The organism is Nonomuraea sp. NPDC049158, assembly GCF_040648335.1.
Classification (GTDB): Bacteria; Actinomycetota; Actinomycetes; order Streptosporangiales; family Streptosporangiaceae; genus Nonomuraea.
Genome location: NZ_JBEZDM010000023.1, coordinates 105,293 through 130,625, shown reverse-complemented (window position 1 = coordinate 130,625; position 25,333 = coordinate 105,293). Strand labels below are relative to the sequence as shown.

Genomic DNA, 25,333 nt, shown 5'->3' with positions numbered 1-25,333 from the left:
AGTGGCATCGCCGGACGTCATAGGCGTTCGATGATGGTCACGTTCGCCTGGCCGCCTCCTTCGCACATCGTCTGCAGGCCGTACCGGCCGCCGGTCCGCTCCAGCTCGTGCAGCAGCTTCACAGCCAGGACCGCGCCGGTCGCGCCGAGCGGGTGGCCGAGCGCGATCGCGCCGCCGTTCGGGTTGACCCTGGCGGGGTCGGCGCCGCTCTCCTGCAGCCAGGCGAGCACGACCGAGGCGAACGCCTCGTTGATCTCCACGGCGTCGATGTCGCCGATCGTCATCCCGGTCTTGCGCAGCGCGTGCTCCGTGGCCTGGATCGGCGCCGCGAGCATCATGATGGGGTCGCCGCCGCGCACCGACAGGTGGTGCACGCGGGCGCGCGGGCGCAGCCCGTGCTCCTGTACGGCCCGCGGCGACGCGATGAGCAGGGCGGCGGCGCCGTCGGAGATCTGCGAGGCCAGGGCGGCGGTGAGGCGTCCGTCCTGGACCAGCGGCTGGAGCCCGGCCATCTTGGCGGGAGTGGTGTCGCGGCGTGGGCCCTCGTCGGCGGTGACGCCCTCATACGGGGTGATCTGGTCCGTGAAGCGGCCGGTGTCGATGGCGGCGATGGCCCGGCGGTGCGACTCGTAGGCGAACGCCTCCATGTCCTCTCGGGAGATGTCCCATTTGGCGGCGATCTGTTCGGCTCCGGTGAACTGGGAGACCTCCTGCGTGCCGTACCGGGAGAGCCAGCCCTTGGAGCCCCCGAAGGGAGTGTCGTGCCCGAGGGGGCGGCCGGCGAGCATCGCCGAGGAGATGGGGATCATGCTCATGTTCTGCACGCCGCCGGCCACCACGAGGTCGCTCGTGCCCGAGAGCACGGCCTGGGCGGCGAAGTGCAACGCCTGCTGCGAGGAGCCGCACTGGCGGTCGACCGTGACGCCGGGCACCTCCTCCGGCAGCCCCGCGGCCAGCCAACAGGTGCGGGCGATGTCGCCGGCCTGCGGTCCGATGGTGTCCACGCAGCCGAACACCACGTCCTCCACGGCCGCCGGATCGGCGCCCGTGCGGGTCATCAGCTCTTGGAGTACGTGCGCGCCGAGGTCGGCGGGGTGGGCGCCGGCGAGGCCGCCGTTCCTGCGCCCGACCGGGGTCCTGACCGCGCCGACGATGTATGCCTCGTTCACTCCCGTATCGTAGCAAGCGCTTGGTCGCACTCGGAATGCCGGGTGAGCTGGGCGGGTTCGGTGAACAAGCGATTGTCTGAGGGCTCATAATGGGAGCGTGACAACGCGAAAGAACTCCGGGCAGAGCGCGGCCGCCCCGGCGAAGCGCCAGCGCGCCACCTCGTCCGGGCCGGCGTCGGAGCGCCGTGACCACCTCGTCAAGCTCGCCGCGGAGCTCTTCGCCCGCAAGGGCTTCCAGGCCACGACCGTACGCGAGATCGCCGACGAGGCGGGCATCCTCTCGGGAAGTCTCTATCACCATTTCGATTCCAAGGAGACGATCGTCGACGAGGTGCTCTCCACCTTCCTCGACGACCTGGTCGCCCGCTACCGCGCGGCGATCGGCTCGGGCGCCGACCCGCGCACGATCCTGTCGGAGATGGTGCGCATCGGCTTCGGCACGCTGGAGCCGCACCGGGCCGCGATCACCGTGATGCAGAACGACTGGAACTATCTGCGGCAGTTCGAGCGGTTCAACTACCTGGTCAAGGCCGAGGACGAGGTCGAGCAGATCTGGGTCGCGCAGATCAAGGCGGGCCAGACGGCCGGGCAGCTCCGGGCCGACGTGGACCCGAAGCTCACCTACCGGATGATCCGCGACACGATCTGGGTGGCGGTGCGCTGGTTCCGTCCCGGTGGACGGCTCAACACGACGGGCCTGGCCGAGCACTACATCACCGTGCTCTTCGACGGCCTGGCCACGGGTGAGCGGACCACCCAGCAGGCATGACCCTTGGCACGGCGGTGCGTAAGGCACTGCGGGAGGCGGCGCGGCCCGAGAAGGCCGCCACCATGCGCGCGTACATGAAGTCCGACATGCCCTTCCTCGGCGTCCAGGCGGTGCCGAGGCGGGCCGTGCTGCGGCGGGTCTTCTCCGCCCACCGCATCGGCACGGCGCCGGAGTGGCGCCGGACGGTGCTCGGCCTGTGGCGCGGGGCCGAATACCGCGAGGAGCGCTATGCGGCGATCGAGCTGACCGGCTATCACCACTATCGGGAGTTCCAGACGCTCTACACGGTGCCGATGTACGAGGAGATGATCGTCAGCGGGGCCTGGTGGGACCTGGTCGACGAGCTGGCCACGCACCGGATCGGCGGCCTGCTGACCGCCTTCCCCGACTCGATGCGCCCGCTCATGCTGGACTGGGCGCGCGACGGCGACCTGTGGAAGCGCCGCACCGCGATCCTGAGCCAGAACCGGTTCAAGGCCCGCACCGACACGGCCCTGCTCTACGCCTGCATCGAGCCGAGCCTGTCGGACAACGACTTCTTCGCCCGCAAGGCGATCGGCTGGGCGCTGCGCGAATACGCCAAGACCAACCCGGCCGAGGTCATCCGCTACGTACGGACCAAGGGCATCTCGGGCCTGAGCCGCCGCGAGGCCCTGCGCAACCTGCCGGCTACCTAGTCCACAAGGCATCCTGTACGGCCTGCACCAGGGCCATCAGCTCAGGCGTGACCCGCTCCCTGGCCCAGGCCAGCGCGTACGTGATGCGCAGGTCACCCACGTCGAGCGGGACGAACCTCAGGTCGTCGCGGCGGATGGTCCTGGCCAGCAGCTGCGGGATCGGCAGCACCCCGGCACCCGCCGCGACCAGGTCGAGCGCGGCGGCGAAGTCGTCGTCGGCCACCATGCGCGAGCGCCCCGGCAGCCCGGCCCACGCCCGGCTGCCGGGGGTCAGCAGCACCTGCCCGGCCAGGTCACCGGCGACGACCTTGGCCCTCGGCTCCAGCACGTGCCCCAGCGGCACCGCGAGCTGGTCCACCGAGACGTGGAACCTGGCGGCGGTGACGAACCGCGCGGGCGCGGGGGTGGCCAGGATCGCCGCCGACACCTCGCCCCGCTCCAGCGCGTCGCAGGCCGCCCCGCGCCCGGCGACCGTGAGCTCCACGCCGACGGCCGGCGTGCGGGCCGCCAGCCGGCGGGCGACCCGGGCCGCCAGCGCGCCGACGAGCGGTGGATAAGCAAGATGAATGGTCGGCCGGGCCAGCCGGGCGGCTTCGGCGGCGAACGCGGCGGCGGCGGTCAGCAGCTCGTCGGCGTGCGGAAGCAGGGCCCGGCCCTCGGCGGTCAGCCGCACCGCGCGGGCGCTCCGGTCGAACAGCCTGGTCCCGGCCGCGCGCTCCAACCTGGTGATGGCCTGGCTCATGGCGGGCTGGGACATGCCCAGGTCGGCGGCGGCGATCGAGAAGCTGAGCCGGGCCGCCACGCGGGCGAAGCACTGGACCTCCTTGAGCATAAGCAGCACGAATACAGGATGCATCAGGTGGGACCGGTGTGGTGAATTCTCGGCGTTCGATCAGTCAACGTAGGGAGCAAGTCGATGTCGTCATTTCCCCGGTCCACCGTGCTCGGATATCCGAGGATCGGCCCGCGAAGGGAGCTGAAGCGGGCCCTGGAGTCCTACTGGGACGGCCGCTCGACCCGGGCGGAGCTGGAGGAGGCGGGCGCCGAGATCCGGGAGCGGACCTGGCGGCGGCTCGACGAGCTGGGTCTGGCCGGGCTGCCGTCCAACACCTTCTCGCTCTATGACCAGGTGCTCGACACGGCCGTGCTGCTCGGCGCGGTGCCCCGGCGCTACCTGGCGGCCGAGGACCCCTACTTCGCGATGGCCAGGGGCACCGCCGGGCTGGCGCCGCTGCGGATGACGAAGTGGTTCGACACGAACTACCACTACATCGTGCCGGAGATCGACGCCGAGACCGTGTTCGAGCTCGACGCCGCCAAGCCGCTCGCCGAGCTGCGGCAGGCTCGGGAGCTGGGCTTCGAGACGCGGCCCGTGGTGGTGGGGCCGGTGACGTTCCTGCTGCTGGCCGGGGCGCTGGAGCGGCTGGATGAGGTGCTCGGCTGCTACGAGGAGCTGCTGGCGATCCTGGCGGTCGAGGGCGTGGAGTGGGTGCAGCTCGACGAGCCTGCGCTGGTGGCCGACCGGACGCCCGAGGAATTGGCCGCCGTCACGGCCGCCTACGAGCGGCTGGGGTCCGCGCCCTCGCGTCCCGGGCTGTTCGTCGCCTCCTACTTCGGCGATCTGGGCGAGGCGCTGCCCGTCCTGGCCGCGACGCCGGTGGAGGCGATCGGGGTGGACCTGGTGCGCGGCGGCCTGGACCGGCTGCCGGCGCTGGCGGGCAAGACCGTGGTGGCGGGCGTGGTGTCCGGGCGGGACGTGTGGCGTACCGCTCCCGGGCGGGCGCTGAGCCTGCTGCGGACGGTGCGGGAGCACGCGGCGGACGTGGTGGTCAGCACCTCGTGCTCGCTCCTGCACGTGCCGTACGACGTGGCGGGGGAAGCGGGGCTCGACCCGGCGCTGCGGGCGCGGCTGGCCTTCGCCGAGCAGAAGGTGGCGGAGGTGGTCGAGCTGGCGCGGGCCGACTTCCGGGGCGCCGAGGCGCCGGCCGCGTCGGTGGCACTGGCGGACCCGGTCGTGTTCGAGGGGCGCGGGCCGTACGCGGAGCGCGCCGCGGCCCAGGCCGCGCATCTGCGGCTGCCCGTGCTGCCGATCACCACGATCGGGTCGTTCCCGCAGACCGGCGAGCTGCGTGCGGCCCGCGCGGCCGTGGTGGCGGGCACGCTGGCGGAGGCCGACTACGAGCGGCGGGTCGAGGCGGAGATCGAGCGGGTCGTCCGGCTGCAGGAGCGGCTCGGCCTCGACGTCCTCGTGCACGGCGAGCCGGAGCGCAACGACATGGTCCAGTACTTCGCCGAGCACCTCGACGGCTTCGCGGTGACCGCCAACGGCTGGGTCCAGTCCTACGGCTCCCGGTGCACCAGGCCGCCGATCCTGCACGGCGACGTCGGGCGGGCCGCGCCGATCACGGTACGGTGGGCGCGCCACGCGCAGTCGCTGACGGACAAGCCGGTCAAGGGCATGCTCACCGGTCCCGTCACGATCGTCGCCTGGTCGTTCGTCCGCGACGACCTGCCGCTGCGGGACGTGGTGTTCCAGGTGGCCGACGCGGTCCGGGACGAGGTACGCGACCTGGAGGCGGCGGGGGTGTCGATCATCCAGGTGGACGAGCCCGCGCTGCGCGAGCTGCTGCCCCTGAGGCGGGCCGCACAGGCCGACTACCTGGAGTGGGCCGTGGCCGCGTACCGGCGGGCCACCTCGGGGGCCGGCGACCCCACCCAAATCCACACGCACCTGTGCTATTCGGACGCCGACCAGATCCTCGCGGCGATCGACGGGCTGGACGCCGACGTCACCACGATCGAGTCGGCCCGCTCCGGGGCCCGGATCCTGGACGCCGTGGGCTCCTTCGGGCGGGGGCTCGGGCCGGGGGTCTATGACATCCACTCGCCGAGGGTGCCGAGCGAGGCCGAGGTGGCGGAGTTGCTGCGGGAGACGCTGAAGGTGCTGCCCGCCGAGCGGGTCTGGGTGAATCCGGACTGCGGGCTGAAGACCCGTACGTACGAGCAGGTAGAGGCGGCGCTGGCGAACGTGGTCGGCGCGACCGCGCGCCTGCGCGACGAACTCGGCGCTACGTGATCAGCTCTACCGGCGGGCCGGCTCTACCGATGGTCAGCTGAAGGTCCACTCGAGGTGGGCCAGGGCGGCGTCGGCGTAGTGGCGCGGGCCGGTGCTCAGGCCGTAGGCGAGGTCCTCGATGAGCGCGCACCTGGCGTAGAAGACGGCCCTGGCCCGGTCGAGCTCGTCGAAGTCGCGGTCGTAGTGCGCCAGGGTCCGCTCGAAGACCTCGGGGCCCAGATCGCGGTAGATGAGCGCGAAGTCGTGCGCCGGGTCGGTGACGGCGGCGTCGGTCCAGTCGATGACGCCCGTCAGCGTGCTGGTCGCGGCGTCGGCCAGGAGATGCTCGCTGCCCAGGTCGTTGTGGCAGAAGCGCAGCTCGCGCGGCTCGTCGGGCGGTGTGCCGCGTAAGAACCGCTCCACCAGCGGTCGCCGCTCCGCCGGCACGTGCCCCTCGACGTCGCGATAGTCGAGCCCGGCGTCCACCAGCAGGGTGGGCGCCGGGTAGAGGTCGAGCGGCGCCAGCTCGCGCAGGTCCTCGGCCGGGGCACTGTGCAGGGCGCTCAGCAGGCGGCCGAGCGGGGCGGCCAGCGCCGCGGGGTCCGGCACCGGGTGCTGGTTGAGCGGCTCGCCCGGCAGCTTGCGGTAGGCGATCACGCCCTGCTCGTAGTCGGCGAAGACCACCTCGGGCACCGCCACGGTGGCCAGCTCGCGGACCGCGGCCAGCAGATCGACCTCGCGGCGCGTGGCCACCGGATCGGCGGCCTTGCCGCCCCGGACGATCAACTCGCCGTTGACCTCGTAGACCTCGTGGTCCAGGCCCTGCCCGGACTCGATGACAGAGCGCACCTCGACGTCGGGGAGGTGGCGGGCCAGCAACGCGCGGATGTCGCCGATCACACCCGCAGCTTAGGTCCGCCAGGACGAGCGCGCGAGAGGATATTTACTTCAGCGCCCCCGCGGTCAGTCCCGCCTGGATCTGGCGCTGGAAGACCGTGTAGACGACCAGCATGGGCAGGATGGCCAGCGTCAGGGCGGCGAACAGGGCGGACCAGTCCTGGTCGTAGCCCGCGGCCGTCGAGATGTCGGCGATGCCCTGCGTGAGCACCCACTTGTCGCGCTCCTGCAGCAGCACCAGCGGCAGCTGGTACTGGTTCCACTGGCCGAGGATGTTGAAGATCGTGATGCTGACCAGGCCCGGTCTGGCCATGGGCAGCATGATCTGGAAGAACACGCGGGTGTGCGAGGCGCCGTCGACCATGGCCGCCTCCGCCACCGCCGTGGGCAGCGTACGGAAGAAGGCCGACAGGAAGAACACGGTGAACGGCATCGAGTAGGCGATGTAGACCAGCACGAGACCGGCGTGCGTGTTCAGGCCGATGAACGGGCCGATCAGCGGCACGTTGCCCATGTTCTGCACGACGAAGAACAGCGGCGACAGCGCCAGGTAGACCGGGAAGGCCAGGCCCGACACGAACAGCAGGTAGATGGCCCGGTTGCCGCGAAAGGGGTAGCGCGACAGCACGTACGCGGCCATCGAGCCGACCAGCATCGTGCCGAACACGCTGAAGGCGACCACGATGACGCTGTTGAGCATGTACTGGCCGATGTGCGCCTGCTCCCAGGCCCTGGCGAAGTTGTCCCAGCGCAGGCTGGCCGGCAGGGACCAGGCGTCGCCGAAGATCTCGTCCTCGCTCTTGACCGAGGCCAGGAACGTCCACAGGATCGGCACCACCGTGAGCACGGTCCACAGCAGCAGCGCGACGTGCGACAGGATCGCCATCGGCCCGAGCCGTCTCCGGCTCTCCTGGCGGGCCAGCTTGCGGGAGTTCGCCACCGTCCACGAGGTCGTCGTCGTCATCAGTACTCGATTCGTTCGCGCCGCGTCAGACGCAGCGAAAGGATCGCGAACCCGACGGTGAAGAAGAACATCACGACGCCCAGGGCCGAGGCGTATCCGAAACGGAAGTATTGGAAGGCGTTGCGGTAGACCTCGGCCGCCATGACCGTGGTCGACCAGTCGGGCCCGCCGTGCTGGTCGGTCATCACCCACACGATCGCGAACACGTCGAGGGCGATGATGCCGAGATAGACCCAGGCCACCTGGACGGTGTCCCAGAGCAGCGGCAGGGTGATGCGGAAGAACAGGCTCAGCCGCCCGGCGCCGTCGATCTGCGCCGCCTCGAACATGTCGGCCGGGATCGAGGCGAGCCCGGCGGAGAAGAGCACCACATAGAACCCGACCGCCTGCCACACCATGACGCCGAGCACCGACCAGAACGCGACGCCCGGGTCCGACAGGAAGCCGATCGGCTTGGCGCCCAGCGCCATCAGCGGCGCGTTCAGCATCCCGCTGCCGTCCGGCCGGAACACCTGCTGGAACAGCACCGCCACCACCGCGACGGCCAGCACCTGGGGAAAGAAGAACACCACGCGGTAGAACTTGGAGCCCCTGATCCCGCCCACGGCCCGCCCGCCGCCGCCCACGTTGAGGAGGAAGGAGAAGAACAGGGCGATGATGATCGTGACCAGGGGCAGCAGGACGAGCAACCCGGCGTTGTGCGTGACTGCTTTCCAGAACGTGCCGTCCTCGAGGAGCCGGCGGAAGTTCTCCAGCCCGATGAAGGCCGGCGTGGCCGAGACGCCGCGCCAGTCCGTCATCGAGATGTAGAACGCCTGGATGTACGGAGAGATCACATAAATCAGGTAAAGGGTCACCGGGGCTGCCAGGAACGCGGTGATGAACAGCCCTCGGCGATACCTGTTGAACAACATCAGCGCTTGTACTTCTTGATCGAGGAGTCGTTCTTGATCTCGTCGGCCTTCTTCTGCAGGCGCTCCAGGTACTTGTCCGGGGTGAGACCGCCGGTCATGAGCTCGCCGGTGGCGGCGACGGCCTCGTCCTTGAGCTGGAGGTACCAGGTCTGCCAGCGGTAGTAGACGATGTTCGCGCCGGCCTCGGTGTAGGCCTTGGTCGCGCTCGCGGCGCCCGGGGAGAGCTGGCGGCCGTCGCCCGCGCCCTTGACCGTCGAGACGGTCTTGACCATCTCGCTGAACTCGCCGGCCGCCTTCTTCGACAGCATGGCCCGCAGATACTCCATGCCGCCCTGCGGGTTGGCGCCCTTGGCGGGGACGATGAAGTTCTCGCTCGGCTGGCTGTGCAGCGTGCCGTAGGGCATCTTGTCGGAGCCGGTGAAGTCGGGGACGGGGAACATGCCGTACTCGAAGTCGGCCGGGGTGGTGGTCTTCTGCTCGTTCTCCAGCCAGGAGCCGGAGGGCAGCATGGCCACCTTGTACTTGTTCTGGGCGGTCTGGGTCTGCACGTGGTCGAGGCCGGCGGTGCCCTCCATGAGGTACTTGGCGCCGATCTCGGCCCAGGCCGTGGCGGAGGTCTTCATGGCCTCCGTGGTCCAGGCGCCGTCCTCGAGGTTGTCGATGTTGACCAGGACCTCGGGACCGCCGATCTTGGCTGCCATGGTGAGCAGCACTTCGTACAGGTATTGCGGGAATTTTCCGGCGTAGGTGAAGGGGGCCATCTTGCCGGACTTCTTGATGGCCTCGTTGAGCTTGAGGAACTCGTCCCACGTCTTGGGGGGCGCCCAGCCGTTGTCCTTGAACGCCTTCTGCGAATACCAGATGCCGAAGATGTAGTTGACGTAGCCGAGCACGCTGAACGTGCCGTCGTAGGTGCCGATGTCGATGACGGCCGGGTCGAGGGTGTCCCTGACCTTGGTGCCCGGGTCGTCCCAGCTCGGCGCGTCGAGCAGCGGGGTGAGGTCCTGCAGCTGTTTGTCCTGGGCGAGCGCGCCGAAGTCCATGGCGTTGGCGCCCGAGTTGTCGATCACGTCGGGCGGGTTGCCGCCGGCGAACCTCGGCTGGAGGACCTTGGTGATCTCCTTGGTGGCGTTGTGCTTGATCTCCACCTTCGGATACTTCGACTTGAACAGCGGCTGGTGGATGTTCTTGGCGTAGTCCTGGCCGAAACCGCCGTCGAAGATCCACACCTCGAGCGGCTTGCTGTCCGAGACCCCGAAGGGGTTGGCCGCGCTGGTCGCGACCGGGGCGGCCGAGGACGAGGCGGCCGGCTTCGAGGCCGGGGTCGCGCACGCGGCGAGCGCGCCCGCCACGGGAATCAGCGCGGCGCTCCGGAGAAGCTCGCGCCTGGTGAAACGGGGGGTGTCCGGCATATTTCTACTCCTGACTAGTCATGCTCCACGTCGGATCCGGCCTGCGTAGCGGCTCTCCAGGGCCTTGTTGTGCTCGTCGCCATCGGCCACGTTGACCGACAGGTAGATGGGCGGCGTCTCGCCGAGCGCCACGAGCTCGGCCACCGCCTCGGTGACCACCATCTGCGCGAGCAACGCCGAGGTGACGGTCGAGATCGCGCCGTAACCGCCGCCGCCCGGCAGTTCGAGGATCGCGTCCCCGTACGGCGCGCCGTTGTCCAGCACGACGTCGGCCAGGTCGAGCAGCTTGCGGCCCGACGGGTGGCGCGAGGTCATCTGGCTGCTGTGCTGGACCGAGGTCAGCGCGATCAGGGGATGGCCGCGCTCCTTGACGATCGTGGCCAGCTCGACCACGGCTCCGTTGATGCCCGAGCTGGAGATCAGCACGAACACGTCCTGCGGCGCGACGGGCGCCAGCTCGTAGATCCGGTGGGCGATCGCCGGGTCGCGTTCGAGCTCGGGGGTGAGCACGCTCGGCGGCTGGCCGCCGTACAGGACGAGGTCGCGCGGGGTGAGCCGGTTGCTGGGCACCAGTCCCCCGGCCCGTCCGGCGATCTCCATCGCGATCGACTCCGAATGTCCGGATCCGAACGCGTTGACCACGCCGCCCGCCCGCAGTGACGTGACGAGCAGCGCGGCGGCGCGGCGTACCGGCTCCGCCTGTGTTTCCACGACCTGGTGTGCCAGCTCCAGGGCCTTCGTTGCGAACGTCATTCAGCCTCTCTCCACCCGGTGGCTCTCCACGGCGCTGATCGTGAGCCCGAACGCCTCGTTGGTGCGCTCGTAAGTGCGCTGGGCCACCGCCACGTAGACGGCGTCGAGCACGAACAGCTGCGAGTGGACGGCCGCCAGCCCGCCGAGCCGGAAGGTGGTCTCCCTGCTCGCGGTGGTGAGCACCAGGTCGGCCAGCTCGGCGAGCGGCGAGCGGGCGAAGGAGGTGACGGCGACCGTGGTGGCGTCGTGACTACCGGCCTCGGCCAGGGCCTCCATGACCTCACGGGTCCGGCCCCGGTGGCTGATGCCGATCGCGACGTCGCCCGCGCCGAGCAGCGCGGCGTCCGACAGCGCGACGTGCGCGTCACCCGCGCTCCAGCCGGGGATGCCGATGCGGCGCAGCCGGCCTTCGAACATGGTGGCGACGTTGCCGCTGGTGGAGACGCCGACGAGCAGGACCCGCCGCGCGGCGACGATGGCGTCGGCCACCTGGGCGACGATCTCCGAGTCGAGCTGGGCGGCGGTGTCCTGGATGAGCCGGGCGTCGGCCGCGGCCATAACCTCGATCGCCGAGTCGAGCGGGTCGTCGGGCCCGATCTCGTGCCCCACGCCCGCGCCCCAGCCCGCCTGCGCGGCCCGGCCGGTCTCGGTGGCCAGCGCCACGCGCAGCTCGGAGTAACCGGAGAACCCGAAGGCCCGGCAGAACCTGGTCACGGTCGCGGGCGAGCTGCCCGCGCGCTCGGCCAGCGCGATGATGGTCGACCGGGCGGCCTCGGCCGGATCACCGAGGATCACCTCGCCGACTCTGCGCAACGCCTCCGGCAAACCGGGTAGTTCTGTTTCCACACGCCCGAGGGCCCCTGAAGTCACGAATATTCCTTCCGGATACCCGGTCTTCCGCCGAAAATTATTCTTGCTTCTCCGCTGAGTCAAGTCCCACAATCGGACCGTGACCAATTCGCTCACCATCGGACTCGCCCTCGGGATCGACGCCGGCGCCACCTCCACCCGCGTCTCGGTGCACGCTCTCGACGGCACCCGCGTCGGGTACGCCAGGGCGGGCGCGGGCAATCCGAGCGCCCACGGCCTGGCGAACGCGGTGGCGGCGATCGAGACCGCGCTCGGCGAAGCTCTGGCCGGACTGGACGCGTCGTCGGTCGTCACCTCGCTGGCCGGGATCTCGGGATTCGTCGACGAGATGGTGCCGGCGCTGGCCAAGGTGTGGGCGGGGCACGGCATCGCCTCGGGGCCGCGGCTCATGGGGGACACGGTGATCGCGTACGTCGCGGGGTCGCCCGAGCCGGACGGCTCGCTGCTGCTCTCGGGGACGGGGGCGGTGGCGGCCCGGGTCACCGGCTACCAGCTGGACGTGATCGCCGACGGGCTGGGCTGGCTGCTGGGCGACGCGGGGTCGGGCTTCTGGATCGGGCGCGCGGGCGCCAAGGCCGTCGTCGCCGAGCTGGATCGCGGCGCCTCGGCGGGTGTGCTGGTCGAGCTGGTCGTCGAGCACTTCCTCGGGGCCGAGCGCGGCCCCACGCCGCGCAAGGACGCCGATCGGATCGTCCGGCTGGCACAGGCCGACCACATGCGCCTGGCCGCCCTGTCTGCGCTGGTCAGCCAGGCCGCCCAAGCGGGCGACCCGCTCGCGCTCGGCATCGCCCGCCAGGCCGCCGAGCATCTGGCCGCCACGGTGCGGCGGGTGCACCGGTCGGGGCCGGTGGTGCTCGCCGGGAGCGTGCTGACGAGCGAGGGTCCGGTACGGCAGGCCGTACGCGAGCTGCTGGCCGGTGAGACCGTGACCACGGCGCGGGACGCGGCGGGGGCGGCGGCCTGGCTGGCGGCGCGCGACCTGCTGCCGGAGGCCGACCGGCGGGCCTCGCACGCCGCGTTCACAGCCGGTCCTTGATGGCCTGGGCACCCCTCTACCCCACCAGGAGCGCCGCGCTTCCGTAGCTGCCGCCGAAGCCTGTTGCCAGCGCCACCTCACGGCCGCCGCGCACTTCCCGGACCGCCTGTGCCACGTTGTTCAGGCCGTGCACGTAGCCCTCCGACAGCAGGCCGCCGTGCGGGTTGATCCAGGCGTGCCGTCGCTCCAGCAGGTACGGGCCCAGGTCCTCGCGGCGGACCAGGCCGAAGTCCGCCAGTTGCCGTGGGACCAGCCAGGAGTAGGCGTCGTACGGCAGTGCCGCCTCGACGTCCGACGGCCGCATGCCCGATGCCTCCCACAGCATGGGGGCCACGTACTCGGAGAAGACGGCGCTCACGTCCGGCGCGCGGTCCATCGAGGAGCAGCCGGGGCCGCCGCCGCGCACCACGGCCTGGATGCGCGGGCCGCCGAGCACACCGCTGACCAGCAGCGCGCACGCGCCGTCGGTCTCCTGGCAGCAGTCGGCGGTACGGAGCGGGGTGCAGACGTACGGTTTGGCCAGGTACTCCGCGAACGACAGCGGCTCCCGGCGCAGGGCGCGGGGGTTGGTCTTGGCGTTGTCCCTGGACTGGGCGACGACGGCGTGCAGGTGTTCGGGGCCGAGGCCGGTGTCGTGCAGGTAGCGGGTCGCGGCCAGGGCGAAGAGCGGGATCGGGCCGGCCATGCCGTACGTGAACCGCTCCTGGGGACCGGTGGAGACGGTGTTCATACGCTTGCCGGAGCGCCCGTTAAGCGCCCGATAGATCAGGATATTTCGCGCTAAACCGGCGTGTATCAGCATGGCCGCGTCGCCCAGGATCGAGGCGGCCTGGGTGCCGCCTCCGGCGATGTCGTTGTGCCAGCCCAGCCGGTCGATGCGCAGCGCGCGGGCGACCTGGACGACGGGGGCCGAGTCGTTCATGTGGTAGCTCAGGACCGCGTCCACCTCGGTGGGCGCGATGCCCGCGTCGGCGCACGCCGTACGGCAGGCCTCGACCGCCAGGTCCAGCTCGGTGCGGCCGGACTCGCGCGTCAGCGCGGTCATGCCGACACCGGCCACGGCCGCCCGGCCGGCGAAGGGCTGCATGCCACCTCCTGCCCGGCTGACGGGCGTCGGGTCACTCGCCGGGGCGGGGCGCGATCCACCCCGGCGGGTGACGCATGTGGTGTTCGACCGTCACGCTAACGCGGCGGCCGTTTCCACACAAGCGCTTGCTCGGCATCTCCACCACGAGAGGCACTCACCGGCCGGCCGCGGAAACAGTCACCCCGCGGTGACTGAACCCCTTCACAGCAGCTAGTCCGTTCTGTAATACGGAGGTGCGACGATAGCCCATCCCCATCACCTCGAGGTGAGCGATGGATCTACGCCACGTACGCTACGCGATCACCATCGCCCGTGCGGGCAGCCTGCGCCGTGCGTCCACCGTGCTCCACATCGCCCAGCCCACCCTTTCCGAGCAGCTCAGGGCGCTGGAGAAGGAGATCGGCGTCGAGCTGTTCACCCGCTCGTCCAGCGGGGTGCGGCTCACCGAGGCGGGTGAGGTGTTCCTGGCCCAGGCCACGGTGGCGGTCGACGCCTTCGAGCGGGCCGTGGCCGCCGCCCGGGGCAAGGGGCAGACGGTCCGCCTGGGGGTCGCCGACGGGCTGGGGGACGTGGTGGCCCGGCTTCTGTCGCAAGTGCAGGGGTCGCGGCTGCGGGTCGCGCCGATGTGCACGGCCGAACAGATCATCTCCATCATGGACGGAACCCTCCAGGCCGGGCTCGGGTACGCCCCCGGCTCGCTGCCCAGGGGCGTGGCCCGGATGCTCGTCCAGCGGGCCCAGGTGCTCGCCCTGCTCCCCCGCGATCACCGGCTGGCCTCGGTCGAGCGGCTGCGGCTCGCCGATCTGGCGACGGAGCCGCTCGTCATGCCGGAGTCCGACGCGGTGGCGGGTGCGCGCCGGTTCCTCGAAGGGTTCGTCCGGCTCGGCCTGCATCCCCGGCTCGGCCCTGGGGCGCCCACCCATGACGCGGCCGTCGCCATGGTCGAGTCGGGCGCCGGCTACACGCTCTGCGTGCGCGGCGGCCTTCCGGTGCCGGAACGCCTCACCTTCATCCCCGTCGCCGAGGAGATTCCGCCCCTTGAGGTGGTGTTCCTCTGGAACCGGCAGGCCGACGTGGATGATCTCGTGCACGCGGCCCGGCATCTCGCGCGCTCTGGATAGCGCTATTATCTAGCGATGCGCGTTTCGGAGCTGAGTGTCGAGTCCGGTGTGGCGATCGCGACGATCAAGTACTACCTCCGCGAGGGCCTGCTGCACCAGGGCCGGCAGCTCGCGGCCACCAGAGCCGACTACGACGACTCCCACCTGCGCAGACTCCGCCTGATCAGGGCGCTGCTCGAAGTGGGCCGGCTGCCCGTCGCCGCCATCAAGCAGGTCATCGAGGCGGTGGACGACGAGTCGCTCTCGGTGCACCGCATGCTGGGCACCGCCCAGTACGCCCTGGGCCCCACCATCGAGCCGGAGCCCGGCGAGGAGTGGGACGCGGCGCGCGGCCAGGTCGACCTGCTCATCGAGGAGCTGGGCTGGGACGTCGCCGCCACCGCTCCCGCCCGGGACGAGCTGACCCAGACCGTCGTCCGGTTGGGCCAGCTGGGCTTGTCGAGCGACCTGAGGGTCTACGCCCAGACGGCTCAGCGGCTCGTGGCCGAGGTGGAGATGGACACGGTGCCGTTCGACGGGCCGCGCGAGGCCGCCGTCGAGGCGCTGGTGCTGGGCACGGTCCTGTACGGCAGGGCCTTCGACGCCCTGCGCCGCCTGGCCCACGAGTCGGAGTCGGCGCGCCGGGTCGGCGGCGTTCCGGAAAGCCTGAGCGGCCCGGAAGATCTGCGCGTCGCGGACGATCTGAGCGGGCGCGTGGATGGAAGCGATCAGCCGGGGTAGGCGCGGGCGGATGTTCGACGACTTCGTGACCGACCGGATCGACGTGGGCCAGGCCGAGCTGGCCGATCACGAGCCGTACTCCAAGCGCGCGATGGCCGGGGACATGGTCGCGCTGATGCGCTCGCTCGGCCACGAGCGGTTCGCCGTCGTCGGTCACGATCGCGGGGCGTATGTGGCCCAGCGGCTGGCGTTCGACCATGCCGACGCGGTCACGCATCTCGTCGTGCTCGACAGTGTGCCCATCGGTGAGGCACTCGCCCGTTGTGACGCCGGCTTCGCCGCCAGGTGGTGGCACTGGTTCTTCCTCGGCCAGACCGCCAAACCGGCGGAACGCGTGATCAACGCCGACCCCGACGCCTGGTACGGCGCCGGGCCCGAGCAGATGGGCGCCGAGGCGTACGAGGACTTCCGCCGGGCGATCCACGACCCCGAGGTCGTACACGCGATGTGCGAGGACTACCGGGCGGGCCTGGGCGTCGACCGGGCGGCCGACGACGCGGACCGGGCCGCCGGGCGGCGCGTCGCCTGCCCGGTGCTCTTCCTCTGGGCGACAAGGGATGACATGGAGGATCTGTACGGCGACCCGCTGGCGGTCTGGCGCGCGTGGGCGACCGACGTGCGCGGTCACGCGCTGGACAGCGGCCACCATCTGGCCGAGGACGTCCCGGACGAGCTGGCCAAGGCCATCCGCTGTTTCGTGGCCGGCGCGTAAGCGCTCAGTCGGTCACGGCCACCGGGCGTTTCAGCAGCCACAGGGCGGCCCGTTGCAGCAGCGTGCGGTGGATCTCGTTCTCGTAGGACCTGACGTCGTGCCCCAGCGCGTCGTACACGACCCGCCCCCGCCGCACCGGCCGCGCCCACACCAGCGGCTGCCCGCCGGCCGACGACGCGAGCGGCTCCACGTCCGGCAGCACGTCGAGGTCGCTGTAGACCTCGTCCACCAGGTCGAAGTCGCGCAGCCCCTCGACGATGGGGTGGTCGCCGTGCACGCGTACCCCGGTCCAGCCCAGCGGCGGGTGGTGGGACTTGGGCCAGGTCCAGCAGCCGCCCAGCACGCGCGGCCACCCCTGCCAGTCGTCGAAGCAGATGGACGCCGAGTGCATGCACAGCAGCCCGCCGCCCCGGTCGAGGTGGTCGAGCAGGGTGGTGCGGGCCTCGGCGGGCAGTTCGAAGCGCCACTCGTCACGCAGGTCGGCGAAGCGGTCGAGGCCCATCTGCCAGCGCAGCGCGTTGACGGTGATGAGCTGGACCTCCGACGGCTCGCTCAGCGCGCCCGCGATGTCCTCGGTGATCTCGGATTCGATCCCCACCCCGGCGAGTACTTCGGCGAGTGCCGCCGACGTGGCCTCGAAGTCATGGAACAGGCCTCCCGAAAGAATCAGATTTCTCGCCACGTCCCAACCTCATCATGCTTGTCGCGGCATTTCTACCCGCGGACCCGGCGGACAAGCTCTCACGGATATGGACCGCCTGACGACCTATAGTCACCCTCATGGATCTGGGCATCAAGGGCAAGGTCGCGTTGGTCACCGGAGGCAGCGCGGGCATCGGTCTCGCCGCGGCCAAGAGCCTGGCGCGAGAGGGCTGTGCCGTCTGCGTCAGCGCGCGCAATCCGGAACGACTGGCCGACGCGGTGGTCGAGCTGCAGGAGTTCGGCGGCGTGGTGCACGCCGTGCTCGCGGACGTGGAGGATCACGACGCCGCGGTGCGGGTGGTCGCCGAGACGCGGGACGTGCTCGGCCCTGTGGACATCCTGGTGGCCAACGCGGGCGGACCGCCTCCGGGCCGGTTCGTGGACGCCGGCCTGGGCGACTGGGACGTCGCGGTGCAGCGCAACCTGCTCGGCACGGTACGCCTGCTCTATGCCGTGCTGCCGGAGATGCGCGCCCGCGGCTGGGGCCGCATCGTCACGATCACCAGCGGGTCGGTGCGCCAGGCGATCGACGGCCTGGCCCTGTCGAACGCGACCCGCTCCGCCGTGGCCGGGATCGTACGCACGCTGGCCCGCGAGGTCGGCGGCGACGGGGTGCTGGTCAACAACGTGCTGCCCGGCCCGATCGACACCGAGCGGCTGCGTGAGCTGGCCGGCGGCGACGAGGGCCTGGCCGCGCGGGGCGGCGGGGTGCCGGTGGGGCGCGTCGGGCGTCCCGAGGAGGTGGGGGACGTGGTGGCGTTCCTGGCCAGCGAGCGGGCCTCGTTCGTGAACGGGATCTCGATGCTGGTCGACGGGGGCGAGAGCCGCGTCATCGCCTGACCGCGACGCTGGTCGACGGCCGAAAGAGCCGCGTCATCGCCTGATCAGGGTCGCGACGATCGCGGCGGCCCACGCGTCGGCCGGCTGCCGCGGGTCGGCGAAGAAGGCCAGGTGGGCGCGGTGGAAGCAGGCGCCCATCAGCAGCGAGGCGGCGGCGCCGGCGTCCATCGCGCCGTCCAGCCTGCCGCCCTCCTGCTCGGCCCGCAGGATCTCGGCGAGCACCTCGATCGGCTTGTGCGGGCCGGTGCCGGTCGTGGCCAGCATGCTCCTGAACCCGCCCAGCAGCGACGGATCGGACATCATCCCTGAGCCGATGGCGGCCGCCCGGCCGTAGAAGTCGAGGGCCGCCAGCGCGAACTCGGTGAGGTTGGCCGCCAGGTCGCCCTGCCCGACGCGCCCGCGCAGCGCGGCCAGCGCCGGGGCGAGCGCGGGCAGCCGTTCGAGCAGCACCGCCAGGATCAGCGCCTCCTTCCCCGGAAAGTGCTTGTAGAGCAGCGCCTCGGAGCAGCCCGCCTGCGACGCGATGCGTTTCGTCGTCGCCCCGGCCATGCCGAACTCGTGAATGGCCTGCTCAGCGGCATCGATGATGCGATCGCGCGTGTTCATGGGCGCATCTTAGTAGTGAGCGCTCACTGACTTGGCAGAACATGACATCCTTCCTTAAGGGACATAAGTGGGGAAGGTAGGGCCATGGACAAGCCGGTCATCGTGACGGTGGACGACGACCCGGGTGTTTCGCGGGCGGTCGCGCGCGACCTGAGGCGCCGGTACGGCCAGCAGTACAGGATCGTCCGGGCGGAGGCCGCCGACCAGGGCATGGAGGCGGTGAAGGAGATGCGGCTGCGCGGCGACGACGTGGCCGCGATCTTGGCGGACTACCGGATGCCGCAGATGAACGGGGTGCAGTTCCTTGAGGCGGCGATGGACATGTATCCATATGCCCGCCGGGTGCTGCTGACCGCCTACGCGGACACGGACGCCGCGATCCAGGCGATCAATGTGGTGGACCTCGACCACTATCTGCTCAAGCCGTGGGATCCGCCGGAGGAGAAGTTCTATCCGGTGATCGACGGTCAGCTGGACGCCTGGCACCGTACCGAGCGCATCGAGGTGGCCGAGCTGCGCGTGGTGGGCGACCGCTGGTCGGCGCCGTCGTACAAGGTGCGGGAGTTCCTGGCCCGCAGCCACGTGCCGTACCAGTGGCTGCTGGCCGAGGACCCGGAGGGCGCGGAGCTCGTCGCGGCGGTCGGCGCGGACTGCCGCCTGCCGCTGGTGGTCACCGCCGACGGCGTGTCGATGCAGTCGCCCGACCAGGCCTCGCTCGCCTCGGCCGTGGGCCTGTCGACCACGCCGGCGACCGACTTCTACGACCTGATCGTGATCGGCGGCGGCCCGGCCGGGCTGGGCGCGGCGGTCTACGGCGCCTCCGAGGGGCTCAACACCGTGCTCATCGAGGCGCACGCCTCCGGCGGGCAGGCGGGTCAGAGCTCCAGGATCGAGAACTACCTGGGCTTCCCCGACGGCGTCTCCGGCCAGCAGCTGACCGACCGGGCGCGCAGGCAGGCCCTGAAGTTCGGGGCCGAGTTGCTGAGCGCGCAGAAGGTCAGCCATCTGGAGCCGCGCGGCCAGGCCAGGGTGGTCGGGTTCAAGGAGGGCGGCGAGATCGCCGCGCACGCGGTGATCCTGGCGACCGGCGTCACCTATCGCCGCCTGGAGGCGCCCGGCCTGGACGACTTCGTCGGCCGGGGCGTCTTCTACGGCGCGGCGCTGACCGAGGCGCCCTCCTGCAAGGACAACGAGGTCTACATCGTCGGCGCGGCCAACTCGGCCGGTCAGGCGGCGGTCTACCTGGCGGGATTTGCGAGCAAGGTTCATTTGTTGGTGAGAGGTGACGGTTTGGAGAAGTCCATGTCGCACTACCTCATCGAGCAGATCAACGCGCTCCCGAACATCGAGGTGCACTACCAGACGCAGATCACCAGCGCCGCCGGTGACGGGCACCTGGAGCGCCTCACGCTCTCGACGAAGGGCGAGGAGTCGGTGGCCGAGACGCAGTGGCTGTTCGTGTTCATCGGCGCCGAGCCCTTCACCTCCTGGCTCGGCGACACGATCGAACGCGACGGCAAGGGGTTCGTGCTGACCGGGCCGGACCTGGTGCAGGGCGGCAAGCGGCCACGCAACTGGACGCTCAGGCGCGAGCCGTACTTCCTGGAGACGAACGTGCCGGGAGTGCTCGCGGCGGGCGACGTGCGGGCCGAGTCGATCAAGCGGGTGGCCTCCGCCGTCGGCGAAGGCGCGATGGCAGTCGCGCTCGTGCATCGTTACCTGGAGAAGCAATGACGATCGACATCGACGAACTCCGCAAGCTCTTCCTGTTCGAGCGCCTGACGGACCACCAGCTCACCAAGCTGGCCCTCAGCGGCCAGATGCGCAACTACGCCCAGGACGAGATCATCATCCAGCAGGGCGACCCGGCGGAGTGCTTCGCCGTGCTGGTCGAGGGCGAGATCCAGATGATCCAGGAGACGGTCACGGCCGGGACAGTCGCCATGCCGCGCAGCGCCCAGCCGGGTGTCTACGGCGGGGCCACCAGCGCCTATCTCGGCGCCCGGGCCCCGGAGCGCTACCAGCACAGCCTGCGGGCCACGGCGCCCTCCCGGATGTTCCTGCTGCCGGCCAGGAAGTTCGCGCACATCGTGGCCGAGTGGTTCCCGATGGCGATGCACCTGCTCGACGGCATGATGTCGGGCGGTCGCATGCAGCGGGAGGTCATCGACCGGCGCCAGCGGCTGACCGCGCTCGGCACGATCACCGCCGGGCTCACCCACGAGCTGAACAACCCGTCGGCGGCGGCCGTACGGGCGGTGAGCGAGCTGCGCAAGCTCATCAGGACCTCCCGCGTGCAGCTGGCCCAGCTCGCCGAGGACGGCATCCCGCCGGAGCGGCTGCGGGCCCTGATCGACATGCAGGAGCAGTGCACCGCCGCCGTCGGCAACCTGCCGCCGCGCTCGCCGATGGAGATCTCCGACGCGGAGGACGACCTGGGCGAGGCTCTGGAGGAGCTCGGCGTGGACGACGCGTGGGAGCTGGCCCCGGCGCTGGTCAACGCCGGATTCAGCCGCGTACACCTGGAGAAGGTGCATAAGAAGGTGGGCCAGGAGCACGCGGGCGCCGCGGTGCACTGGCTGGCCGAGGCGGTCGAGATCTCGCAGATGCTCGGTGAGGTGACCGAGGCGACCGAGCGGATCACCTCGCTGCTCGCCTCGGCCAAGCAGTACTCCCAGATGGACCGCGCGCCGTTCCAGGTCTGCGACGTGCACGACCTGCTCGACAGTACGATCGCCATCTTCCGCGGCAAGATCCCGCCCGGCATCACCGTGGTCACCGACTACGATCGGACGCTGCCGCCCATACCCGCCTACGCGGGCGAGCTCAACCAGGTGTGGACGAACCTCATTCACAACGCGCTCGACGCGATGGACGGGGAGGGCACGCTGACCATCCGCACCGCGTACGACGAGGACGAGGCGATCATCGAGATCGGCGACACTGGCCCCGGGGTACCGGACGCGATCAAGGACCGGATCTTCGAGCCGTTCTTCACCACGAAGACCGTCGGCCAGGGCACCGGCCTCGGGCTGGACATCTCCTACCGGATCGTGGCCGGCCGGCACGGCGGCGAGCTCAAGGCGCGGTCGACGCCCGGCGACACGTGGTTCGAGGTACGGCTGCCGCTGCGCGAGGCCTCGGCCGCCGCGTCTCCGGCCGCGTAAGGAAACCGCACAAGGTGCCACAGGCTTGGCACCAAAGGCGTGGGAACTGTCACATTCGCGTCTCGTGTCAGGGTCATGTCTCCTGGAAAAGGGATTCATGTGCCCATCACACGCTGGACCAGCCAAGTCCTGCCCGCGATGCTCGACGACCTCAGGACGGTCGTCGAGCTGGAGACCCACAGCTACGACAAGGCCATGCTCACCCGAGGGCTGAGCGCCGTCCGCGCCCTGGTGGAGGAGCGGCTCGGCGTGCCGGACCAGGCGGTCGCGCACGACGGCGGCCAGTACGGCGACGTCCTGGAGCTGACCTATCGGGGCACCGCCCCCGGCACCGTGCTCATGCTCTGCCACTACGACACCGTCTGGCCGACGGGGACGCTCGCGGATTGGCCGTTCACCATGGCGGACGGAAGGATCACCGGGCCGGGCGTGTTCGACATGAAGACCGGGCTCGTGCAGTCGGTCTGGGCGCTCAGGGGCCTGCGCGAGCTCGGTCTGCCGCATCCGAGCCTGACCTACCTGTTCAACGGTGACGAGGAGGTCGGCAGCCCGTTCTCCCGGCGGCACATCGAGGCCGCCAGTGCGGACGCGCTGGCCAGTCTGGTCTTCGAGGCGTCGCTGGACGGCCTGCTCAAGACGGCCCGCAAGGGCGTCGGGAAGTTCGAGGTGGCGGTCAAGGGCGTCGAGGCGCATGCCGGGCTCGACCCCGACTCCGGCGCGAGCGCCATCCACGCGCTGGCCGAGCTCGTCACCCACCTCGCCGGATCCGACGCGCGGGAGCTCGGGACCACCCTGAACGTCGGGCTGATCAGCGGCGGCACCGGGCGCAACGTCGCGGCGGGCCGGGCCACCTGCGGTATCGACGTCCGGGTCGCGCGGGCGCCGGAGATGGAGCGCATGAACGAGGTGTTCGCCGGCCTGCGCGCCTCCGACCCGCGCGTGACGGTCACGGTCACCGGCGACTGGAACCGGCCGCCGATGACGCCCAACCCGCCGTCGCGCCGGCTGTTCAAGGAGGCGCGGGCGGTCGCGGCCGGGTTCGGCTTGGAGCTGAAGGAGGCGGCGGTCGGCGGGGCCAGTGACGGCAACTTCGTCTCCGCGCTGGGCCGGCCGGTGCTCGACGGCATGGGCGCGGTCGGCGGCGGCGCGCACGCGCGGCACGAGCACGTGCTGATCGAGCACATTCCCGAGCGGACCGCCCTGACGATGGGGCTGCTCACCGCCCTCGCCTAGGAAACGGGGCCCGTGGTACTCTCCCAAGCGAGCGCTTGGTTTACCATTGAGGGGCCGCCGCATGAAGTTCTCGACCTTCCACCTCTTCCACCGGTTCGACGGGCAGAGCTTCAAGGACGTCTACGACTACCACCTGGAGCTCATCGAGCTGGCCGAGGAACTGGGGTTCGACGGGGTACGGCTGGCCGAGCACCACTTCCGCGACTACGGCGTCGCGCCGAACCTGTTCACCATGCTCGCCCACGCGGCCGCCCGCACCTCGCGCATCCGCCTGGGCACGGGCATCGTGGTGCTGCCCCTGCACAACCCGATCCACGTGGCCGAGGAGGCCGCGCTGGTGGACGTGCTCTCGGGCGGCCGGCTGGATCTCGGGATCGGACGCGGCTACCAGAGCTTCGAGTTCGAGGGCTTCGGCATCGACCTGGCCGAGGCCCGCGACCGGTTCAACGAGGCGCTGGAGGTGATCCTGGGCCTGTGGACCCAGGAGACGTACCAGCACGAGGGCAAGTTCTACAAGACCGGCGCCGAGGTCTCGCTGACGCCGCGCCCCCTCCAGGCGCCGCACCCGCCGATCCACGTGGCCGCCGTCTCCCCCGAGACCGTCACCATGTACGGCGAGCGCGGGCTGCCCATCCTGGCCGACCCGGCGGCGACGTTCCGCAAGGTCGTCAAGGCGGCCGAGACCTGGCAGGAGACGGCCGCCCAGGCGGGGCACGCGAACGGGACCGAGCTGGTGGTGGCGCGCAGCGTCTACGTGGCGCCGACGGTCGAACAGGCCCGCGAGGACCAGGCCAGGTTCGAGGCGTCGTTCGACCGGTCGCGGATCTTCAACGAGCGCAGCGCGCCGATCGACCCGAAGACGGGCAAGGCCGCGCAGGGCTTCGAGTTCTACCAGGACCGCTACCTCAAGGGCGGCTCCGTGTCGGCCGACTTCCGCTGGGAGCAGCTGGAGGTGATCGGCGACCCGGCGCGGGTCATCGACCAGATCTCGCTGCTGCGGGACGCCGGGTTCGCCAACCTGCTCTGCGACTTCGGCAGCACCCGGCCGATGCCGCTGGAGGAGATGAAGAAGGTCATGCGGTTCTTCGCCGCCGAGGTCATGCCCGCGTTCCACTGACGTTCCCAGGAGCTGCGATGATCCACAGCCTGTCGCTGTCCGACGTACTCGCCGAGCACGCGCGCAGCCGCCCCCAGGTGACGGCGGTGGTGGACGGGGAGGTGCGGCTCACCTACCCCGAGCTGGACGACCGGGTCAGCCGCCTCGCGGACGCCCTCGCCGGCGCGGGCGTGACGGCCGGCGAACGCGTGCTCTGGCTCGGCCAGAACGCGCACGCGGTGCTGGAGCTGCTGCTGGCCTGCTCGCGGCTGGGGGCGATCTTCTGCCCGGCCAACTGGCGGCAGTCGGCGGACGAGCTGCGCTTCGTGGTCGAGGATCTGACGCCGCGCGTGATCGTACGGGAGGCGTCCGACTCCACCATGGCCCTGAGCGAGGGCACGGCGCTCTGGGTGGAGGCCGGGCCCGGCTACGAGCGGCTGGTCGAGAGTGGCACCGCCAGGGACTTCCCGCCCGTCGAGGACACCGAGCCGGCGCTGGCCCTCTATACCGCCGCCTTCGACGGCCGCCCCAACGCGGCGCTCCTCAGCAGCGCGGCCCTGCTGGCCCACGGCGCGTCCCTGCTCATGGTGCGCCAGATGGAGCCCGGCTTCACCTTCCTCAACAACGGGCCGCTCTTCCACGTCGGCACGATGATGTTCTGCCTGGCCACCCTCCAGATCGGCGGCACGAACGTCTTCACCCCCGCCTTCGACGCCGAGGAGGTCTGCCGCCTGATCGACGCCGAGCGGGTCACGCAGGCGTTCCTGTTCGGCCCGATGATCGACGCCGTGACGAAGGCGAACACCGGCGGCAAGTACGACCTGTCGTCCCTGAGGTTCGTCTCGCACTCCGCGGAGTGGGACGCGATGATCACCGTGGACGACTCCCCCTGGTGCCGGTCCAAGATGGGCGGATACGGGCAGACGGAGGTCGGCGGCATGCTCACCTTCCTGGGCCTGGCTCCGGGCGCCGCCGGCTTCGCCGGTCGCCCGTCGCCGCTGGTCCAGGTCCGCATCCTGGCCCCCGACGGCGCCGAGCTGCCGACGGGTGAGGTGGGCGAGATCTGCGCCCGCGGCAAGACCCTCTTTTCCGGATATTTCGCCCGTCCCGACTTAAATGCGTCTAAGTCGGCGTACGGCTGGCATCACACCGGCGACCTCGGCCGTCGCGAGCCCGACGGCACGATCACCTTCATCGGCCCCCGGCTGCGCATGATCAAGTCCGGCGCCGAGAACGTCTACCCGGCCGAGGTCGAACGCGCGCTCAAGGCCCACCCGGCCGTCGCCGACGCCGCGGTGATCGGCGTGCCGGACGCCACCTGGCACCAGGCGGTCAAGGCGGTGGTGGCGCTCAAGGAGGGCGCCGCAGCCACGGCCGACGACCTCATCGAGCACGTCAAGAGCGCTCTCGCCTCCTACAAGAAGCCGCGCGAGGTGGCGTTCGTCGACGCGATCCCCAAGCGCGGTTTCACCCCGGACTACGACGCCCTGGACGCCGCTCATGGCGGCGGCAACTATCCGGGCACCTGACGGT

The 25,333-nt window shown here is 70.8% G+C and carries 24 protein-coding genes; 13 read left to right on the top strand and 11 right to left on the bottom strand.

Going from position 1 to position 25,333, the window contains the following annotated elements; translation table 11 throughout:
• Positions 1–17 precede the first annotated feature (17 nt).
• On the bottom strand, positions 18–1,169 hold the full coding sequence (locus tag AB0B61_RS38010; RefSeq protein WP_358442708.1) for an acetyl-CoA C-acetyltransferase: 1,152 nt from the start codon (positions 1,167–1,169) through the stop codon (positions 18–20).
• Positions 1,170–1,266: 97 nt separating this feature from the next.
• On the opposite strand from AB0B61_RS38010, the gene AB0B61_RS38005 reads away from it, so the two are divergent.
• Both AB0B61_RS38005 and AB0B61_RS38000 read left to right on the top strand, forming a co-directional pair.
• Positions 1,267–1,938 (top strand): TetR/AcrR family transcriptional regulator, encoded by a 672-nt coding sequence (locus AB0B61_RS38005; protein ID WP_358442705.1) that lies wholly within the window; start codon positions 1,267–1,269, stop codon positions 1,936–1,938.
• Positions 1,935–2,615 carry a DNA alkylation repair protein gene (locus AB0B61_RS38000; RefSeq protein WP_358442702.1) on the top strand — a complete coding sequence of 227 codons (681 nt, stop codon included), beginning with the start codon at positions 1,935–1,937 and terminating at the stop codon, positions 2,613–2,615. The genes AB0B61_RS38005 and AB0B61_RS38000 overlap by 4 nt, the downstream gene beginning before the upstream one ends.
• On the opposite strand, the gene AB0B61_RS37995 is transcribed toward AB0B61_RS38000, so the two are convergent.
• Positions 2,608–3,447, bottom strand: coding sequence for a LysR family transcriptional regulator (locus AB0B61_RS37995; protein ID WP_358442820.1), 840 nt, complete (start codon positions 3,445–3,447; stop codon positions 2,608–2,610). The genes AB0B61_RS38000 and AB0B61_RS37995 overlap by 8 nt on opposite strands.
• Before the next feature lie 84 nt (positions 3,448–3,531).
• On the opposite strand from AB0B61_RS37995, the gene metE reads away from it, so the two are divergent.
• Positions 3,532–5,691 carry a 5-methyltetrahydropteroyltriglutamate--homocysteine S-methyltransferase gene (metE, locus tag AB0B61_RS37990; protein WP_358442699.1) on the top strand — a complete coding sequence of 720 codons (2,160 nt, stop codon included), beginning with the start codon at positions 3,532–3,534 and terminating at the stop codon, positions 5,689–5,691.
• A 33-nt stretch (positions 5,692–5,724) separates the two neighbouring features.
• Here metE and AB0B61_RS37985 read toward each other — a convergent pair whose 3' ends face one another.
• From AB0B61_RS37985 to AB0B61_RS37960, 6 genes are read right to left on the bottom strand one after another with little or no spacing between them, the layout of a single operon-like run.
• Positions 5,725–6,570, bottom strand: a complete 846-nt coding sequence (locus AB0B61_RS37985; RefSeq protein WP_358442697.1) for a phosphotransferase — start codon at positions 6,568–6,570, stop codon at positions 5,725–5,727.
• A 43-nt stretch (positions 6,571–6,613) separates the two neighbouring features.
• Positions 6,614–7,531 (bottom strand): carbohydrate ABC transporter permease, encoded by a 918-nt coding sequence (locus AB0B61_RS37980; RefSeq protein ID WP_358442694.1) that lies wholly within the window; start codon positions 7,529–7,531, stop codon positions 6,614–6,616.
• The gene (locus AB0B61_RS37975) at positions 7,531–8,445 is read right to left on the bottom strand and encodes a sugar ABC transporter permease (protein ID WP_358442692.1); all 915 of its coding nucleotides are present in this window, start codon (positions 8,443–8,445) and stop codon (positions 7,531–7,533) included. The genes AB0B61_RS37980 and AB0B61_RS37975 overlap by 1 nt, the downstream gene beginning before the upstream one ends.
• Positions 8,445–9,857: an N-acetylglucosamine/diacetylchitobiose ABC transporter substrate-binding protein gene (gene ngcE, locus AB0B61_RS37970; protein ID WP_358442689.1), complete on the bottom strand. Its 1,413-nt coding sequence runs from the start codon at positions 9,855–9,857 to the stop codon at positions 8,445–8,447. Before ngcE ends, AB0B61_RS37975 begins: the two co-directional genes overlap by 1 nt.
• Positions 9,858–9,875: 18 nt before the next feature.
• Complete coding sequence (locus AB0B61_RS37965) at positions 9,876–10,610, bottom strand: SIS domain-containing protein (RefSeq protein ID WP_358442687.1); 735 nt, start codon at positions 10,608–10,610, stop codon at positions 9,876–9,878.
• On the bottom strand, positions 10,611–11,480 hold the full coding sequence (locus AB0B61_RS37960; protein WP_358442684.1) for a MurR/RpiR family transcriptional regulator: 870 nt from the start codon (positions 11,478–11,480) through the stop codon (positions 10,611–10,613).
• A 79-nt stretch (positions 11,481–11,559) separates the two neighbouring features.
• Between AB0B61_RS37960 and AB0B61_RS37955 the strand changes: the two genes are divergently transcribed.
• Positions 11,560–12,516, top strand: coding sequence for a BadF/BadG/BcrA/BcrD ATPase family protein (locus AB0B61_RS37955; RefSeq protein ID WP_358442681.1), 957 nt, complete (start codon positions 11,560–11,562; stop codon positions 12,514–12,516).
• Between the two features lie 16 nt (positions 12,517–12,532).
• Here AB0B61_RS37955 and AB0B61_RS37950 read toward each other — a convergent pair whose 3' ends face one another.
• The gene (locus AB0B61_RS37950; RefSeq protein WP_358442678.1) at positions 12,533–13,603 is read right to left on the bottom strand and encodes an acetyl-CoA acetyltransferase; all 1,071 of its coding nucleotides are present in this window, start codon (positions 13,601–13,603) and stop codon (positions 12,533–12,535) included.
• Positions 13,604–13,875: 272 nt separating this feature from the next.
• On the opposite strand from AB0B61_RS37950, the gene AB0B61_RS37945 reads away from it, so the two are divergent.
• Genes AB0B61_RS37945 through AB0B61_RS37935 form a run of 3 tightly spaced genes read left to right on the top strand, consistent with a single transcriptional unit; the run spans position 13,876 to position 16,156 of the window.
• Positions 13,876–14,724, top strand: a complete 849-nt coding sequence (locus AB0B61_RS37945) for a LysR family transcriptional regulator (protein ID WP_358442676.1) — start codon at positions 13,876–13,878, stop codon at positions 14,722–14,724.
• A 15-nt stretch (positions 14,725–14,739) separates the two neighbouring features.
• Positions 14,740–15,444, top strand: a complete 705-nt coding sequence (locus tag AB0B61_RS37940; protein WP_358442673.1) for a MerR family transcriptional regulator — start codon at positions 14,740–14,742, stop codon at positions 15,442–15,444.
• Between the two features lie 10 nt (positions 15,445–15,454).
• On the top strand, positions 15,455–16,156 hold the full coding sequence (locus AB0B61_RS37935) for an alpha/beta hydrolase (RefSeq protein WP_358442670.1): 702 nt from the start codon (positions 15,455–15,457) through the stop codon (positions 16,154–16,156).
• Between the two features lie 4 nt (positions 16,157–16,160).
• Here the strand turns inward: AB0B61_RS37935 and AB0B61_RS37930 are convergent, their stop codons facing one another.
• Complete coding sequence (locus AB0B61_RS37930; RefSeq protein WP_358442667.1) at positions 16,161–16,838, bottom strand: ThuA domain-containing protein; 678 nt, start codon at positions 16,836–16,838, stop codon at positions 16,161–16,163.
• Between the two features lie 98 nt (positions 16,839–16,936).
• Here AB0B61_RS37930 and AB0B61_RS37925 point away from each other — a divergent pair, with 98 nt between their 5' ends.
• Positions 16,937–17,698: an SDR family oxidoreductase gene (locus AB0B61_RS37925; RefSeq protein ID WP_358442665.1), complete on the top strand. Its 762-nt coding sequence runs from the start codon at positions 16,937–16,939 to the stop codon at positions 17,696–17,698.
• 33 nt (positions 17,699–17,731) lie between these two features.
• On the opposite strand, the gene AB0B61_RS37920 is transcribed toward AB0B61_RS37925, so the two are convergent.
• Positions 17,732–18,304, bottom strand: coding sequence for a helix-turn-helix domain-containing protein (locus AB0B61_RS37920; RefSeq protein WP_358442663.1), 573 nt, complete (start codon positions 18,302–18,304; stop codon positions 17,732–17,734).
• Positions 18,305–18,388: 84 nt separating this feature from the next.
• Here AB0B61_RS37920 and AB0B61_RS37915 point away from each other — a divergent pair, with 84 nt between their 5' ends.
• From AB0B61_RS37915 to AB0B61_RS37895, 5 genes are all read left to right on the top strand, one after another.
• Positions 18,389–20,038: an FAD-dependent oxidoreductase gene (locus AB0B61_RS37915; protein WP_358442660.1), complete on the top strand. Its 1,650-nt coding sequence runs from the start codon at positions 18,389–18,391 to the stop codon at positions 20,036–20,038.
• The gene (locus tag AB0B61_RS37910; RefSeq protein ID WP_358442657.1) at positions 20,035–21,471 is read left to right on the top strand and encodes an ATP-binding protein; all 1,437 of its coding nucleotides are present in this window, start codon (positions 20,035–20,037) and stop codon (positions 21,469–21,471) included. The genes AB0B61_RS37915 and AB0B61_RS37910 overlap by 4 nt, the downstream gene beginning before the upstream one ends.
• Before the next feature lie 99 nt (positions 21,472–21,570).
• Complete coding sequence (locus tag AB0B61_RS37905) at positions 21,571–22,704, top strand: M20 family metallopeptidase (protein WP_358442654.1); 1,134 nt, start codon at positions 21,571–21,573, stop codon at positions 22,702–22,704.
• Positions 22,705–22,765: 61 nt separating this feature from the next.
• Positions 22,766–23,821 carry an LLM class flavin-dependent oxidoreductase gene (locus AB0B61_RS37900; protein WP_358442651.1) on the top strand — a complete coding sequence of 352 codons (1,056 nt, stop codon included), beginning with the start codon at positions 22,766–22,768 and terminating at the stop codon, positions 23,819–23,821.
• Between the two features lie 17 nt (positions 23,822–23,838).
• Positions 23,839–25,329, top strand: coding sequence for an AMP-binding protein (locus tag AB0B61_RS37895; protein WP_358442649.1), 1,491 nt, complete (start codon positions 23,839–23,841; stop codon positions 25,327–25,329).
• Positions 25,330–25,333 lie beyond the last annotated feature (4 nt).